Source organism: Achromobacter sp. JUb104 (assembly GCF_024806975.1).
Taxonomy (GTDB): Bacteria; Pseudomonadota; Gammaproteobacteria; order Burkholderiales; family Burkholderiaceae_B; genus Achromobacter; species Achromobacter spanius.
This window is the reverse complement of the sequence record NZ_JANUEY010000002.1, coordinates 1,598,689-1,614,098: the sequence shown is the minus strand read 5'-3', so window position 1 is coordinate 1,614,098 and position 15,410 is coordinate 1,598,689. Positions and strand designations below refer to the sequence as shown.

Below are 15,410 nucleotides of genomic sequence, written 5' to 3'. Positions count from 1 at the left end.
GTTCTCCAGGAGTGCGCGCGTCGTGTCTACGACGGGCTGGCCGGGTTGTCTTCCACGGCGCTGTTCAGTTCCAGCCGATAGCCAAGCGCATAGGACGAACTCAGGCGCACGCCGTGTTCGGGGCGCAGCTGGAGTTTCTGGCGGATGTTGGACAGGTGCGTATCCAGGGTGCGTGACGTTGCGGGAATCTCGCGGTTCCATACGCATTCGGCAATCACGTCGCGCGACATGAGCCGGCCCAGATTGCGAAAGAACAGCAGCGCAAGATCGAATTCCTTGGGCGCCAACGACACGGCGGTGCCGTTTAGCGAGATCGTGCGCGCTCCGGGCTCGATGCGGTAGTGCGCCACGTCGAAAGTGTCATCGGCAGGTTCGGCGATCTGGCTGCGTCGCAGCAGCGCGGCTACGCGGGCCAGTAATTCCAGGGGGCGCAGCGGTTTGACGATGTAATCGTCGGCGCCGGCGCGCAGCCCTTCCACCAGGTCGTCTTCAGAAGACCGATTGGTCAGGAAAATGACGGGGATGCGGGGGCCGATATTGGCGCGCAACCAGCGCACCACATCGTCGCCATCAATATCTGGCAGATGCCAATCCAGCAGCACCAGATCGAAAGTCTCCGAGCGCAACGCAGCCAACAGGTCCCGGCTCTGGTGATAGCTGGAGCAGGTGTATCCCGCGGCAGTCAACACTTGGTGGATGCGCCGGGCTTGGTCAAGGTCGTCTTCCAGCGACGCAATCTTCATCAGAAAAGTCTCGCGGAGGTTTGCTGCGCAAGTTCGCCGTCGGCGACCTACTGCAAAGGTGGGCGAATTTGTGTAAACGAATGATAACTCGCGCGGCGAGGCGTCTGGCTACGTTGTGGCAAGAACTGTCAAACATTGCAAAGTTAACGAATCTTGACTGGAGTTGTTGCGTAACAACGCGCCACACTGTCGCAACCGTCCTACGTGCAGCGTCACATGCGGTCGCGTGGGCGGTGTCGGTCAGGGGGTTGAAATTGCTATGAATCAATTACGCATACTTATGATGTCGCCGGACGAGGTCGCGCGAAACGCCGCCGTGTCGGCCTTGCTGCAAGCCGGAATCTCCGCTCGTGGCTGTTCGACCTCACTCGAGCTGTTCGGATTGCTCAATAGCGGTGTCTACGATGCCGTTGTCCTGGACGTTGGTACGTTGGGGGAAATCGGCTATGCGCTCGTCGCCCGGTTGCATGGGTCTTCGCCCATGGGAATCGTGGTGACAGGCAGGGGCATTTCCGTGGATAGCCGGCTGCGTTGCTTGCAAAGCGGCGCCGACGCCTGCTTGCCCGATCCCCAGGATCCGCGCGAACTCGCATGCATCCTGCTGGCGCTGGCGCGGCGCTTGCCGCCCAGTCAAGAGACCCCGGCGGCTGATGACGCGGTGACCGGTCAATGGGAACTGCGCGATCAGGGCTGGACACTGGTTGCCCCATCGGGGGCGACGATCTCGCTGTCGGCCAATGAGCGCCTGATCGTCCGGGCGCTGCTTGAGGTGGCGGGCAGGGCGGTCGGACGCTCTGAATTGGGCGATGAACTGCGGGTCGAAGGAGGCGGGGCGCGCGCCAGTGGGTCGCGCAGCATCGACGTCATCGTCAGCCGCCTGCGCCGCAAGGCCGAACTGGCGGGGGTGATGTTGCCGATCCGCACGGTGTACGGCAGCGGTTACTTGTTCGCCGACCGCTAAGCCGCCACCTGGCGCTACACTGCCGAATGCGCTGAACCCCATGGTTTACCCGCAGCTTGCCTCTTCGCAGGCAGGGTTTCCCGGCCTGTCGGTATGTCGAATCTCTCCGGCAACGCGGCCCCATTTTTCACAAGCACCGTCCAAGTCGCTGCCTTTTCGCCGGCTTTTCGCAATTTGCGCGCCGCGTCGCTCGACTTACAAAAAACTTTGACAGTACGCCTTGATCTCAGTTATGCTAAAGGGCTTACTGCTTTATTTCGCGCGCAAAATCTGTACGCTAAAGGCAAACAGTTCAAGAGCTTAGTCAGGGTCTGAAACCCGGTCTGAAACCAAGGTGCGTCACGAGCCTTTTGTTTCAGGGCCATCAGTTTCGGGTCCATCAGTTGCAACTACCTCTTGGCTGCCCGGCCGCTATCAGTTTTGTGCGTTTGTCATAGTTTGTTGGCAAGCCCGCTCTTTTACGTACATGAACGTTTGAGGCGGTTTTGCGCGAACTGCCTTCTCCGAAAGACACTCTTCTGGAGACGAGTACGTAAGTACTTACCAGTGGTACGTAAAAGGGATTTCAAAGGTCATGCCTACCATTAGCCAACTCGTGCGCAAGCCGCGCGAAGTCAGCATCATCAAAAGCAAGAGCCCCGCGCTCGAAAACTGCCCGCAACGTCGCGGCGTGTGCACTCGCGTGTACACCACCACCCCCAAGAAGCCGAACTCTGCTCTGCGCAAGGTTGCCAAAGTGCGTCTGACCAACGGTTACGAAGTCATTTCGTACATCGGCGGTGAAGGCCACAACCTGCAAGAGCACTCGGTGGTTCTGGTGCGTGGCGGTCGTGTGAAGGACTTGCCCGGTGTGCGTTATCACATCGTGCGCGGTTCCCTCGACCTGCAAGGCGTCAAGGATCGTAAGCAAGCCCGCTCGAAGTACGGCGCCAAGCGCCCGAAGAAGGCTTAATAACGAGTCAGCAGTACCCCCGTGTGGCGGAAGCCCGTCACTAGGGAAGTGCGACCGCGCCCTCCGGCTTTTGGGATGGAGCGCGGCACGTAAGGGGTCGTCCCAATGGGCGGCCATGGCCGTGTAATGAAACACGGTTCAACTGAACAGACACAAGGAAGCAACAATGCCCCGTCGTCGCGAAGTACCCAAGCGCGAGATTCTGCCCGATCCCAAGTTCGGTAGCGTCGAGCTCGCCAAGTTCATGAACGTCGTCATGCTGGACGGCAAGAAGGCCGTCGCCGAGCGCATCGTTTACGGTGCCCTCGAGCAAGTGCAAACCAAGACCGGCAAAGAGCCGATCGAAGTTTTCAGCCTGGCGATCAACAACATCAAGCCGATCGTCGAAGTGAAGAGCCGCCGCGTTGGCGGTGCCAACTACCAAGTGCCGGTTGAAGTGCGCCCCGTGCGCCGCCTGGCCCTGGCTATGCGTTGGCTCCGTGAAGCCGCCAAGAAGCGTGGCGAGAAGTCGATGGATCTGCGTCTTGCTGGCGAACTGATCGACGCCTCCGAAGGTCGTGGCGCCGCGATGAAGAAGCGCGAAGACACGCACAAGATGGCAGAGGCCAACAAGGCCTTCAGCCATTTCCGCTGGTAATTTAAGGACTAATCCACCATGGCCCGCAAAACCCCGATCGAGCGCTATCGCAACATTGGTATCTCTGCGCACATCGATGCAGGGAAAACCACCACGACCGAACGTATCCTGTTCTACACCGGCGTCAATCACAAGATTGGCGAAGTGCATGATGGCGCTGCCACCATGGACTGGATGGAACAAGAACAAGAGCGTGGCATCACCATTACGTCGGCAGCTACGACGGCGTTTTGGCGTGGCATGGCGAAGAACTATCCCGAACACCGCATCAACATCATCGACACCCCGGGTCACGTGGACTTCACCATTGAGGTGGAGCGTTCCATGCGCGTCCTGGACGGTGCTTGCATGGTCTATTGCGCGGTGGGTGGCGTTCAGCCCCAGTCCGAAACCGTGTGGCGCCAAGCCAACAAGTACGGCGTGCCGCGTCTGGCCTTCGTCAACAAGATGGACCGCACCGGCGCCAACTTCTTCAAGGTCTATGACCAGCTGAAGAACCGCCTGCGCGCCAATCCCGTGCCGATCGTGATCCCGATCGGCGCCGAAGACACGTTCCAAGGCGTGGTCGACCTGGTCAAGATGAAGGCGATCATTTGGGACGAAGCCAGCCAAGGCATCAAGTTCGACTACCACGATATTCCCGCCGAGCTGGAAGGCCTGGCCAACGAATGGCGTGAAAAGCTGGTTGAAGCCGCCGCTGAGTCGTCGGAAGAGCTGATGAACAAGTACCTGGAAACGGGTTCCTTGGACGAAGCCGAAATCAACCTGGCCATCCGCCAACGCACCATCGCTGGCGAAATCCAGCCGATGCTGTGCGGCACCGCCTTCAAGAACAAGGGCGTGCAGCGCATGCTGGACGCGGTCATCGACTACCTGCCTTCGCCCGTGGATATTCCCGCGGTTGACGGCCAGGACGACGATGGCAATCCCATCACGCGCGAAGCTGACGACGGCGAGAAGTTCTCGGCGCTGGCATTCAAGCTGATGAGCGATCCGTTCGTGGGTCAATTGACCTTCGTGCGCGTTTACTCGGGCGTCCTGAAGTCGGGCGATACGGTCTACAACCCCATCAAGGGCAAGAAGGAACGTATCGGTCGCATTCTGCAGATGCACGCGAACAACCGCGAAGAAATCAAGGAAGTGTTGGCAGGCGACATCGCCGCCGTGGTGGGTCTGAAAGACGTGACCACCGGCGAAACGCTGTGCGACACCGACTCCCACATCCTGCTCGAACGCATGATTTTCCCCGAGCCCGTGATTTCGCAGGCCGTGGAACCGAAGTCGAAGGCTGACCAGGAAAAGATGGGTCTGGCGCTGTCGCGTCTGGCTCAGGAAGATCCGTCGTTCCGCGTGCGCAGCGACGAAGAATCCGGCCAAACCATCATTTCCGGTATGGGCGAGCTTCACCTGGAAATTCTGGTCGACCGCATGAAGCGTGAGTTCGGCGTTGAAGCCAACGTCGGCAAGCCGCAAGTGGCCTACCGTGAAACCATCCGCAAGACCTGCGACGAAGTTGAAGGTAAGTTCGTCAAGCAGTCGGGCGGCCGTGGCCAGTACGGTCACGTGGTGCTGAAGGTCGAGCCGTTGCCTCCTGGCGGTGGCTACGAATTCGTGGACGCCATCAAGGGCGGTGTGGTTCCTCGCGAATACATCCCCGCGGTGGACAAGGGCATTCAGGAAACGCTGCCTTCGGGCGTGTTGGCTGGCTACCCGATCGTCGACGTCAAGTGCACGCTGTTCTTCGGTTCGTACCACGATGTGGACTCGAACGAAAACGCGTTCAAGATGGCCGGCTCCATGGCATTCAAGGAAGGTCTGCGCAAGGCTAGCCCCGTGCTGCTGGAACCGATGATGGCCGTTGAAGTCGAAACGCCGGAAGACTACGCTGGTACCGTGATGGGCGATCTGTCCTCGCGTCGCGGCATGGTCCAAGGCATGGATGACATGGTCGGTGGCGGCAAGACCATCAAGGCTGAAGTGCCCCTGGCCGAGATGTTCGGTTACGCCACGAACCTGCGTTCGTTGACGCAAGGTCGTGCCACGTACACGATGGAATTCAAGCATTACTCCGAGGCTCCCAAGAACGTCGCTGACGAAGTCATCGCCGCTCGGGCCAAGTAAATAACCCTAGCCAGGTCCGCCCATCCGGGTGGCCTGGCAGATTCAAGTTTCCTTGAAAGTTAAAGGATAGAGATCATGGCAAAAGGCAAGTTTGAACGTACCAAGCCGCACGTGAACGTGGGTACGATTGGTCACGTTGACCACGGCAAAACGACGTTGACGGCAGCTATCACGACCGTTCTGTCGAACAAGTTCGGTGGCGAAGCCAAGGGCTACGACCAGATCGATGCGACTCCTGAAGAAAAGGCTCGCGGCATCACGATCAACACCGCCCACGTCGAGTACGAAACGGAAGCGCGTCACTACGCTCACGTTGACTGCCCGGGCCACGCTGACTATGTGAAGAACATGATCACGGGCGCCGCGCAAATGGACGGCGCGATCCTGGTTGTGTCGGCCGCTGACGGCCCGATGCCGCAAACGCGTGAACACATCCTGCTGAGCCGCCAGGTTGGCGTGCCGTACATCATCGTCTTCCTGAACAAGGCTGACATGGTTGACGACGCCGAGCTGCTCGAGCTGGTGGAAATGGAAGTTCGCGAACTTCTGTCGAAGTACGACTTCCCGGGTGATGACACCCCGATCGTCAAGGGTTCGGCCAAGCTGGCGCTGGAAGGCGACAAGGGCGAACTGGGCGAGCAAGCCATCATGGCTTTGGCCGCTGCACTGGATTCGTACATCCCGACGCCCGAGCGCGCCGTGGACGGCACGTTCCTGATGCCGGTTGAAGACGTGTTCTCGATCTCGGGTCGTGGCACGGTGGTTACCGGCCGTATCGAACGCGGCATCGTGAAGGTCGGCGAAGAAATCGAAATCGTGGGCCTGGTGCCGACGGTCAAGACGACTTGCACGGGCGTTGAAATGTTCCGCAAGCTGCTGGACCAAGGTCAAGCCGGCGACAACGTGGGCATTCTGCTGCGCGGCACCAAGCGTGAAGACGTCCAGCGTGGCCAAGTGTTGGCCAAGCCGGGTTCGATCACGCCGCACACGGACTTCACGTCCGAGGTGTACATCCTGTCCAAGGAAGAAGGCGGCCGTCACACTCCGTTCTTCCAAGGCTATCGTCCCCAGTTCTACTTCCGCACGACGGACGTGACGGGCACGATCGAGCTGCCGGCCGACAAGGAAATGGTTCTGCCGGGCGACAACGTGGCCATGACGGTCAAGCTGTTGGCTCCGATCGCCATGGAAGAAGGCCTGCGTTTCGCCATCCGTGAAGGCGGTCGTACCGTCGGCGCCGGCGTCGTCGCCAAGATCCTGAAGTAATTCGGATCACTTAAGCAGCAAACAACCAGCGAGGGCGCCTCGTCGCCTTCGCCTCTCGTTCTTTAGGAAACGCCATGAAAAACCAAAAGATCCGTATCCGCTTGAAAGCTTTCGATTACAAGCTGATCGATCAATCGGCCGCTGAAATCGTCGACACCGCCAAGCGTACCGGCGCCGTTGTCCGCGGCCCGGTGCCGCTGCCCACGCGTATCCGTCGCTACGACGTCCTGCGTTCGCCGCACGTCAACAAGACGTCGCGCGACCAGTTCGAAATTCGTACGCACCAGCGCCTGATGGACATCGTTGATCCCACCGACAAGACCGTTGACGCCCTGATGCGTCTGGACCTGCCGGCCGGCGTCGACGTCGAAATCGCGCTGCAGTAAGGCGAACCGAGCCTGCTACCTTCGCCGGTAGGCTCGTAAAAAATGGCCGTATTCCCCAGGGAATGCGGCCATTTTGTTTTTGCGGCGTAGCCTGCGGCCGATGTGTTCAGATCACCACCGGCTCCACGGCATTGCAGATGGCTCGCACCAGGCTGTAGACGGTCAACGACGAGGTCTTTGGGTTTGCGGCCAACGGCTTGCCGCGCATCGTCAGTTCAAGCTCGCCGAACGCACCCTTGGCATGAACGTGATGCACGTTGTCCTGCACATCGGGGTCGGCCAACAGGCGCACACGTGTACGGTCCAACCCGAGGCCGGCTAGTGCCAGCGTGGCTGCCACGTTGGCGTTTTTCGGATAGGTGGCCGCGGCCTCGCGCGCGGTGCCTTCGAAAATGACCGTAGCGCCGTGGTCCAGCGCTGTCAGATCGAACTGCTTATCCGCTGGTGTGCCGCGCCAGGCAAGCGGCGGTTTGCGGCCGGTGTACACCACGTCGTCCAGACCGCCATGCCGTGCCGCAGCCAGCGCATCAATGGCGCCGATCGCACCTGACAGCAGTTGCACGCGCGTCTGGCCGGCGCGCGCGGCTTGTTCCAACGCTTCAATGAGCCCTGGCGCCGCCAAGGCGCCTACCGAGGCGACGACGCATGGGATTCCCGCGCGCAGGGCGGGCAACACATGCTCAATGATGGCGCTGTGGCCAGCGCATTCCACCAGCAAGTCCGGACGCGTGGGCGCCGCGTCAAGCGCGGCGTGAATGGTGGCCTGCGGCGCCCAGGGCTGGATTCGCTGGCGCGCATCGTCCAGATGCGATGCGGGCGCAAGCACCGTAGTCACCGCCAAGTCAGTACGGTTGGCAAGCAACTCAAGCGCGGCGACGCCGATTGCGCCGCAGCCCACCATGGCTATCTTCAACATCGGTACATCCTCAAATTGGTACGGGTTCAGGGTCAGGTCCTTCCGGAGACGACGTTGTGCTCTGCCACTGGCGGCACATAATCGAGCGAGACGGACAGTTCATGCGCAGCGGCGCATACCGCGTGGATGACGGAGGCTTCGTCGATCGTCGGTTTTTCAGGCCCTTGGGTGGGTATGGTGACGCCCAACGCCGCGACGACTCGGCCGCTGGCGTCGCGCACGGGCGCCGCAATGCTGCCGACGATAGCTTCATAGAAGCCGCGTTCGATCACATAGCCTCGCGCCAGATCTTCCTGAAGCAAGGCGTGCAGCGCCGGCACGCTGCGCGGCGTGTGCGCTGAGTGTGGCGGCAAGGGATCGGCGCCATAAAGATCAAGTAGTTCGGGCAGGGAAAGGTCGCACATGACCGCCCGGCCGAGCAGCGTTGCATGGGTCGGCAGGCGGGTGCCGACGAAGACCGTACTGACGAAGGGCGTAGGCGCGGAAACCTTGGCAACGACGACCGCGGAGCGGCGGTCGCGCACCACCAGATTGGTGGAATAGCCGGTAGCGTCACGCAGACGTTCCAACAACGGCCGGCCCAGGTCGGTGAGTTCCAGCGACGCCAGATACTCAAAGCCCAGGCGCAGCACGGCCATGTCCAGCCTGTACGCCGCGCCGCCGTCGGCCTTGCGGACGAAACCCAGGGTCTCGAGCGTGTTCAACATCCGGAACACGGTCGAGCGTGGAATGTTCAACCGGCGCGCCAATTCCGGGGCGCCCAGCACACGATCTTGACGGTTGAATTCGCCCAGCAGCCGCAAGCCTCGCTCAAGCGCCGGTACGGTGTAGCGCTTGTCTTCATTCACGTTGGTGTCTTCAAGCAAAAGGGGACTCCGTCTTGACGCCGCCGTCGTTCCTGGCCGAGCCGCGCACGATCTCGGCGACTTGTGCGGGGCGCTCGATATGGCAGGCATGGCCCGCGCCGTCGATCAGTGCAAACGAAGCGTGCCAGGCTTGTGCCACGGTTTGGCCTTGAGCGGCGGGCGTGATGACGTCGTGATTGCCCACCCGCACGTCCACCGGCATGGCGGGTGCTTGACGGGACAGGAGGTCGCTGTCGCACAAAACGCTGACCGCTTGGCGGTACCCGGCCGGCGAAATCTGGCGCATGTTCCAGCTCGCCCATTCCCGCATGGCTGGCGTCGCCGCATTCGATAGCAATGCAGCAGCCCGTTGCGCGGCGATGCCCTCGATGCCTTCTGCCTCTAATAAGGTCAAGCGGCGCGTGCGTACGGCCTCGCGTTGTGCCTCGTCATGGCTTGCATACCCTTGGGCGGGACTGAGCAGCACCAGTCGCCGAATCGCGACGTGCGCGTTGCCGGCCCCGCGCGCCGCATAAGCGCCCGCCACGATGGCGCCAAGGGAATGGCCCACAAGCACGCATTCCGACACCCCCGCGTGCGCCAGCAACTGATGCAAGGCGTCGGCGTAATCGTCGGCCGACGGATGCGCCTGGGGCAGCGGCGTGGAACCGGCATAGCCTGGCGCGTTCCAGGCGATGACGCGAAACCCGTCGCGCAACATCAGCGCGACATCCAGCCAGCAGCCGGCGGCAGACCCGATGCCGTGCAGCAAAACCACGGCGGGGCCGGTGCCCGCGCTTCGGTAGGTGAGGGTGCCGATCGCCGAGGGCGCCTGGTGCAAAGGGAAGCCTTCATCCAGGTCTTCAAGTCGGGCGGACAGGGCGCGCGTTGGGTCGGGCCCCAGGCCAGATCCCGTTGGCGACACGGAAGAAATGAGTGCAGTGGGCATACGGGTAATCCCGGGAATGGTTTTTGATGCAGCGCAATTATACTGCGTTCGTCTCATTTGCAAATCAACGTTTCACCAATAAAACGTACGCCACTCCGATGTCGCAACGGCCGGGCAGCAGCGCCAGCCGCCCGACCCTAACGCGTGGAAGTACAGACCCAGGGGAATACCAGCATGACCCAGTACTCGCCGCGCCGTGCGGTTTCCGTCGGCCTCGCCGTCGCCTTCGCCAGCCTGGCGCCCATCGTCACCCATACCGTGCACGCGACGCCGGCCGTGGAGGCATCGTCCATCACCCTCTACGGCCTGATTGACATGGGCTTCCGATCGGACACCAATGACCACGCCACCAAGCTCAGTGTCGACAGCGGTATTTCGAGCCAGTCGCGATGGGGCCTGCGCGGGGTCGAGGACCTGGGCAATGGCCTGGCGGCTACCTTTCAGCTGGAAAGCGGCTTCAACGGCGACAACGGCACCAACACACAAGGCCGGCTGTTCGGCCGCCAGGCCACGGTCGGATTGAAGGGCGGATTCGGCGAGGTACGGGTGGGACGCCAAGTGGTGTTCGGCTATGCATGGACACCGTTTGTCGCCAGCCCGTTCGGCGTGTCGTGGTCACGCAATTCGATCGGCAACACCTTTGGCTATAAATCCGGCGATTTCGGCGTCGACGGTCGCATCAGCAATTCCGTCCTGTACTTCACGCCAGCCTGGAATGGGCTCGAGGCCGGCATCGGCTACAGCTTTTCGCCCGATGCGGAGCAGGGCTTCCGGACGGCTGACAATGACCGCGTGGTGACGGCCGGCCTGCGCTACGGCCACGGCCCGCTGAAGCTGGCCGCCACCTACGAGCAACTGAACGCGTCGAACCTGACGCCAGCACGCCGCGACGCCAAGAATCTACAGTTGGCCGCCGCCTACGATTTCGAGATCTTGAAGCTGCACGCCGGCTACAACGAACAGCGCGACATCAATCTGAACCCCGCGCCCGGCTACGTCGCCGCCGGTGGCGACCGCGACCGCGTCTACACGTTCGGCGTCAGCGTTCCGGCGGGTCGCGGCCGCGTCATGGCCAGCTACCAGCACGCCGTACTGTCCCAGGCATCCGGCGTGGGGGTGGCCTACCAGCACTACCTGTCCAAGCGCACAAACCTGTACGTGCTCTTCAACGATACCGACACGCGCGACCACACCACTGGCGACGACATCAGCCGTCGCCAGTTTGGCGTCGGCATCCAGCACTCGTTCTGATCGCAATCCCCGTCTTTTCCCGCCAGGAATCGCCTGGCCGAACGTGACCAAAAGGAAACGCCATGAATGCTGCACCCCAAAACCACGAGATTCCCGTTCCCGATCAGGAGAACCCCCAATTCGCCAGTTGGAAGCGTCCCAAGGACAAGTCACTGGGCGAATGGATGGAGACTCGGGTCGCCCGCCGCGCGACGCGGTCCTACGACTGGAACGCGCTGGGCTGGCAGGCCGAAGTCGACCCCGTCTATCGCCGTGCGCAAACGCGCTACATCGGCACCGGCGCGGCTGGCGTGCGCGATGATCAGAACTCGATTCCGGCCGAGCACTTCACGTTCTCCACGATGGTGCTGCCCGCCGGCTGCGAAGGTCCCATGCACGTACACCCGGATGTCGAAGAGGCCTTTTTCATCCTGCGCGGCCACAACATCCGCTTGTACCTGGAATACCAGGGCGAGACCTTCGAAACCGTGCTGAGCGAACGCGACGTGATCTCGGTGCCGCCGGGCATCTATCGCGGGCTGCGCAACGAAGGCCAGGAAGAAGCGCTGATGTGCGTGATGCTGGGCGCGAACCGCCCGGACCTGCCGGACTATCCCGCCGACCATCCGATCGCCATCGCCAAGGCGGAGCGTAAACGCGCTGCGGCAGCGGCGAAGGCGTGATGCATGTGTCTTGCAGCATCTGCCGAAATGAGCCCCCGAATTTAGCCCCTGTATGAAGTCCCCGTTTGGAGACCCCTTGATGAATCGCAGATCTATCCTGAGGGCGGCCGCCGGCATGGCGGGCGCCCTGATGTTGCCCGCGGCGGGTGCGGTGCGTGCCGCACCGGGCGGCAAATTCACGTTCCTGACGCCGTTCACCTTGTCCTTGGCATTTGCGCCTGTGCTGTATGCATCGGCGTCCGGCAAGTTCAAGGCGCAAAGCCTGGACCTGCGCGTGGAAGTCGGCCGCGGCGCGGCGCAAGTCGTGCAACTGGCCGCGGCGGGCCAAGTCAGCGCCGGCCGCACGGGTGCCGCCAACTACATGTCCGCCCGCGCGCAAGGTAACTCCGACGTCGTCGCCTTCGGCACCATCGCCCAGATTTCGCCCTTCGTCGTGGTGTCCGCCGAGCGCGCGCCGATCGCGGACGCTCGCGAATTGGCCGGCAAGATCGTCGGGCTGGCCTCGTTTGGAGGCTCGATGGAAGCCACCTTGAACCTGATGCTGGCGCACGCCGGCGTCGACCCGAAGTCGGTGCGCCGGGAGCGGGTCGCTGATGGCCCCGCGTCGTTCGCGATGATCGAGGCAGGCCGCCTGCACGCATTCTTTGGCAATACCAGCACAGTGTCGCGTTTGCGGGCGCAAAAGCTGGCGATCTCGGTCATGCACGCCGACGATGGCGTGCCCGGCCAGGTCTATGTGGCGCGCGAAAGTGAACTGGCGGCAAACCGTGACGCCTATGTCGCCTTCATCCGTGGCGTGGTGCAAGCCGTGAGGGAGCTGGCCACGATGGATGACGCAGCCTTGATGCAAGCCATCGTGCTGATGGGGGGCGCGTTCGATATCCCCGGTATCGAGAAGACCGATATCGCGCTGCAAGACCTGCGCGGCAACCGCGAACTGTGGCTGAGCCATGGCGCGGACCAGGCGGTGCGCAACGATCCCAAGCAATGGCAGGAAGGCAGCAAGCTGCTGTTGGACGCCGGCCTGATGCGCGCAACCGATCGCAAGCTCTATACCAACGACATCTGGGAGAGCGCTGTTGCCTGAAGCCCTATCCATAGCGCCGGCGGTGGATGCGGGCACGGCGATCGTCCGCTTTATCGACGTCACCAAGAAATTCAAGACCGACTCAGGCGTGACCACCGCCTTGCAGGGGGTGAACCAACATATCGCGCCGGGCGAGTTCGTTGCCATCATCGGGCCGTCTGGCTGCGGCAAGTCCACCCTGCTGCGGCTGCTGTGCGGCCTGGAGTCGCCCAGCGAAGGCCAGATCGCCTGGCCGGGGCGGGGCGCTTCCAATCCGGTTCGCTTCGGCGTCGCCTTTCAAGAGCATCGTTTGCTGCCATGGCTGAACATCGAGCAGAACGTGGCCCTGCCCAAACTGATGACCACGGGGGCGACGTCCGCCGATCTGGAGCGCGCACGGCAGTTGTGCGCCATGGTGGGCCTTGGCGGATTCGAAAAGCGCAATCCGTCGGAGCTATCGGGCGGCATGCGCCAGCGGGCCTCGTTCGCACGGGCGCTGTTCTCAAACCCCGAGTTGCTGCTGCTGGACGAACCCTTCGGTGCGTTGGATGCACTGACTCGCGAGCAGATCATTGCGGACGCCGAACGCATCTGGATGCGCGAGGGCTTTGCGGCGTTCCTGATTACTCACTCGATCAGCGAGGCCGTACATCTGGCCGACCGCGTCATTGTCATGTCTGCCCGTCCGGGCCGCGTGGCGGCGGAGATCCGCGTGGATCTGCCGCGTCCGCGCACCGAGCAGCGCGAACACCCCGACTATGCGCGGCTGTGCGCCGAACTGCGCAAGCACCTGGAGATCTGAATGAAACGCTTCGCCATTCAACTCTGTTCCGTGGTGGTGTTCTTTGTTCTGTGGAAAAGCTATGTGACGCTTTTTGACGTGTCGCCGCTGGTGTTGCCGCCGCCCGAGGACGTGCTGGCCGCGCTGGTGCAGTTGATGCAGCGGCCCGATACCTATTTCCACATCTATACGACACTGGCCGAATGCCTGGGCGGGTTCGTGATCGCGGTGGTGACGGGTACGTTGATCGGCCAGGTGCTGGGCAGGGTCGAACTGCTGGACACGATCTTCAAGCCATTCGTCGTCGCCTTGCAACTGACGCCCAAGGTTGCGCTGATTCCGCTATTTATCCTCTGGTTCGGCTTTGGCATCGAATCCAAGATCGTGATCTCGGCGCTGATGGCGTTCTTTCCCGTGTTTGCCAATAGCTATCTGGGAGCGAAATCGGTCGACACCGGCCTGGTCGAGGTCTTTCAGGTGGGCAACGCGACCGGCCGCAAACGTTTCCGCCTGCTGGTGATACCGGCGTCGCTGCCCTATATATTGACGGGCATGGAAATGGCGATCGTGTTGTCCATCATCGGCGCGGTGGTGTCGGAGTTCGTGGCCGGCTCGCGAGGGCTGGGCTACCTGGCCACCGTCAAGTTGCAGGACATGGAGGTCGACACGCTATTCGCCGTGGTGCTGTTGCTGGCCATGATCGGCTTTGCGCTGTACTTCGCGGTGGGATCGCTTCGCAAGGTGCTGATCCCCTGGCACGAGTCGGGCAGGGCCAGGAAAACGGCTTGAATCGCGACCCTGAGGCGAGCGTCGTCGCCAGGTAAGCGGTCACTCACTATCCCAAGGGCGCCCTGTTCGCGGGGCCGCCTGTTGGGCAACCCAACCGGGAACCTGTTCGGTAACCGATTTTGCCCGTTTGAAGTGTGGCAAAACAGCCCACTTCCCCAGGCCCAAAGCGGGCTAAGTGCTTGTGCCGCCTGAAAAAATCATGCTAATATGCCAAGCTTGCCATTTTGTGGCGAGTCTAACTATGGGCGGATTGGCTTGAATTGCTCCTTTGCTGCAAGGCAAAGAAGTCGCTAGAGGCAACACCAACCAGGTTGAACATAGTCGTAGGGCAAAGGCCGTTACCTTTTGCCTGATTAGCCCTGACCAATCGCAGTCAGGAATGGAGAAAACGATGTCGAATTCGACACCCACGCCCGCCGCTCACCGGCTGGGGCTGGTGGGTCGCAAGGTCGGCATGACCCGCATTTTTACCGAGGAAGGTGAATCCATCCCGGTAACCGTGCTGGACGTGTCTAACAACCGCGTGACCCAAGTTAAGTCGCTGGAAACCGACGGCTACGCCGCGATCCAAGTGGCTTATGGCACTCGTCGTGCCTCGCGTGTGGCTCAGCCGCAAACGGGCCACTACGCCAAAGCCGGCACTGAAGCCGGTAGCATCCTCAAAGAATTCCGCCTTGATCCCGCTCGCGCTGCTGAATTTGCAGCCGGTGCCGTGATCGCCGTGGAATCCGTGTTCGAAGCCGGCCAACAGGTCGACGTGACGGGCACGACCATTGGTAAAGGCTTCGCCGGTACCATCAAGCGTCACCACTTCGGTTCGCAACGCGCGTCGCACGGTAACTCCCGTTCGCACCGCGTTCCCGGCTCGATTGGCCAAGCTCAAGATCCGGGCCGCGTGTTCCCGGGTAAGAAGATGGCTGGTCACCTGGGTGATGTCACCCGCACCGTTCAAAACCTCGACGTCGTTCGCGTTGACGTTGAGCGTGGCCTGCTGCTGGTCAAGGGCGCTGTCCCCGGCCACGCTGGCGCCGACATCGTCGTGCGCCCGGCCATCAAGGCCCCGGCCAAGAAGGGAGCGTAAGTAA

The 15,410-nt window shown here is 61.9% G+C and carries 16 protein-coding genes; 12 read left to right on the top strand and 4 right to left on the bottom strand.

Features of this window, described 5'->3' with window-relative positions:
* Positions 1-26 precede the first annotated feature (26 nt).
* Positions 27-743 carry a response regulator transcription factor gene (locus M2361_RS19235; protein WP_259251246.1) on the bottom strand — a complete coding sequence of 239 codons (717 nt, stop codon included), beginning with the start codon at positions 741-743 and terminating at the stop codon, positions 27-29.
* A 259-nt stretch (positions 744-1,002) separates the two neighbouring features.
* Here M2361_RS19235 and M2361_RS19230 point away from each other — a divergent pair, with 259 nt between their 5' ends.
* The 6 genes from M2361_RS19230 (at position 1,003) to rpsJ (ending at position 7,066) form a co-directional block, all read left to right on the top strand.
* Positions 1,003-1,704, top strand: coding sequence for a response regulator transcription factor (locus M2361_RS19230; RefSeq protein WP_259251245.1), 702 nt, complete (start codon positions 1,003-1,005; stop codon positions 1,702-1,704).
* A 574-nt stretch (positions 1,705-2,278) separates the two neighbouring features.
* The gene (rpsL, locus tag M2361_RS19225; RefSeq protein WP_005017264.1) at positions 2,279-2,656 is read left to right on the top strand and encodes a 30S ribosomal protein S12; all 378 of its coding nucleotides are present in this window, start codon (positions 2,279-2,281) and stop codon (positions 2,654-2,656) included.
* Positions 2,657-2,822: 166 nt separating this feature from the next.
* On the top strand, positions 2,823-3,293 hold the full coding sequence (gene rpsG / locus M2361_RS19220) for a 30S ribosomal protein S7 (protein WP_006216561.1): 471 nt from the start codon (positions 2,823-2,825) through the stop codon (positions 3,291-3,293).
* Between the two features lie 18 nt (positions 3,294-3,311).
* A complete protein-coding gene (fusA, locus tag M2361_RS19215) occupies positions 3,312-5,414 on the top strand; it encodes an elongation factor G (RefSeq protein WP_259251240.1) in 2,103 nt (700 codons plus the stop codon).
* A 75-nt stretch (positions 5,415-5,489) separates the two neighbouring features.
* Positions 5,490-6,680, top strand: a complete 1,191-nt coding sequence (tuf, locus tag M2361_RS19210; RefSeq protein ID WP_006221899.1) for an elongation factor Tu — start codon at positions 5,490-5,492, stop codon at positions 6,678-6,680.
* Between the two features lie 74 nt (positions 6,681-6,754).
* Positions 6,755-7,066 (top strand): 30S ribosomal protein S10, encoded by a 312-nt coding sequence (gene rpsJ / locus M2361_RS19205; protein WP_003806903.1) that lies wholly within the window; start codon positions 6,755-6,757, stop codon positions 7,064-7,066.
* 106 nt (positions 7,067-7,172) lie between these two features.
* Here rpsJ and M2361_RS19200 read toward each other — a convergent pair whose 3' ends face one another.
* Genes M2361_RS19200 through M2361_RS19190 form a run of 3 tightly spaced genes read right to left on the bottom strand, consistent with a single transcriptional unit; the run spans position 7,173 to position 9,776 of the window.
* Positions 7,173-7,982, bottom strand: a complete 810-nt coding sequence (locus M2361_RS19200) for an aspartate dehydrogenase (RefSeq protein ID WP_259251238.1) — start codon at positions 7,980-7,982, stop codon at positions 7,173-7,175.
* 32 nt (positions 7,983-8,014) lie between these two features.
* On the bottom strand, positions 8,015-8,848 hold the full coding sequence (locus tag M2361_RS19195; protein WP_259251236.1) for an IclR family transcriptional regulator: 834 nt from the start codon (positions 8,846-8,848) through the stop codon (positions 8,015-8,017).
* A complete protein-coding gene (locus tag M2361_RS19190) occupies positions 8,841-9,776 on the bottom strand; it encodes an alpha/beta fold hydrolase (RefSeq protein ID WP_259251235.1) in 936 nt (311 codons plus the stop codon). The genes M2361_RS19195 and M2361_RS19190 overlap by 8 nt, the downstream gene beginning before the upstream one ends.
* A 174-nt stretch (positions 9,777-9,950) precedes the next feature.
* Between M2361_RS19190 and M2361_RS19185 the strand changes: the two genes are divergently transcribed.
* The 6 genes from M2361_RS19185 (at position 9,951) to rplC (ending at position 15,406) form a co-directional block, all read left to right on the top strand.
* On the top strand, positions 9,951-11,027 hold the full coding sequence (locus tag M2361_RS19185; RefSeq protein WP_259251234.1) for a porin: 1,077 nt from the start codon (positions 9,951-9,953) through the stop codon (positions 11,025-11,027).
* Positions 11,028-11,089: 62 nt separating this feature from the next.
* Positions 11,090-11,689, top strand: a complete 600-nt coding sequence (locus M2361_RS19180; RefSeq protein WP_259251233.1) for a cupin domain-containing protein — start codon at positions 11,090-11,092, stop codon at positions 11,687-11,689.
* A gap of 79 nt (positions 11,690-11,768) precedes the next feature.
* A complete protein-coding gene (locus tag M2361_RS19175) occupies positions 11,769-12,776 on the top strand; it encodes an ABC transporter substrate-binding protein (RefSeq protein ID WP_259251232.1) in 1,008 nt (335 codons plus the stop codon).
* Positions 12,769-13,557 (top strand): ABC transporter ATP-binding protein, encoded by a 789-nt coding sequence (locus tag M2361_RS19170; protein WP_259251231.1) that lies wholly within the window; start codon positions 12,769-12,771, stop codon positions 13,555-13,557. Before M2361_RS19175 ends, M2361_RS19170 begins: the two co-directional genes overlap by 8 nt.
* The gene (locus M2361_RS19165) at positions 13,558-14,325 is read left to right on the top strand and encodes an ABC transporter permease (protein ID WP_259251230.1); all 768 of its coding nucleotides are present in this window, start codon (positions 13,558-13,560) and stop codon (positions 14,323-14,325) included.
* A gap of 391 nt (positions 14,326-14,716) precedes the next feature.
* On the top strand, positions 14,717-15,406 hold the full coding sequence (rplC, locus tag M2361_RS19160) for a 50S ribosomal protein L3 (RefSeq protein WP_050448287.1): 690 nt from the start codon (positions 14,717-14,719) through the stop codon (positions 15,404-15,406).
* The last annotated feature ends 4 nt before the right edge of the window (positions 15,407-15,410 follow it).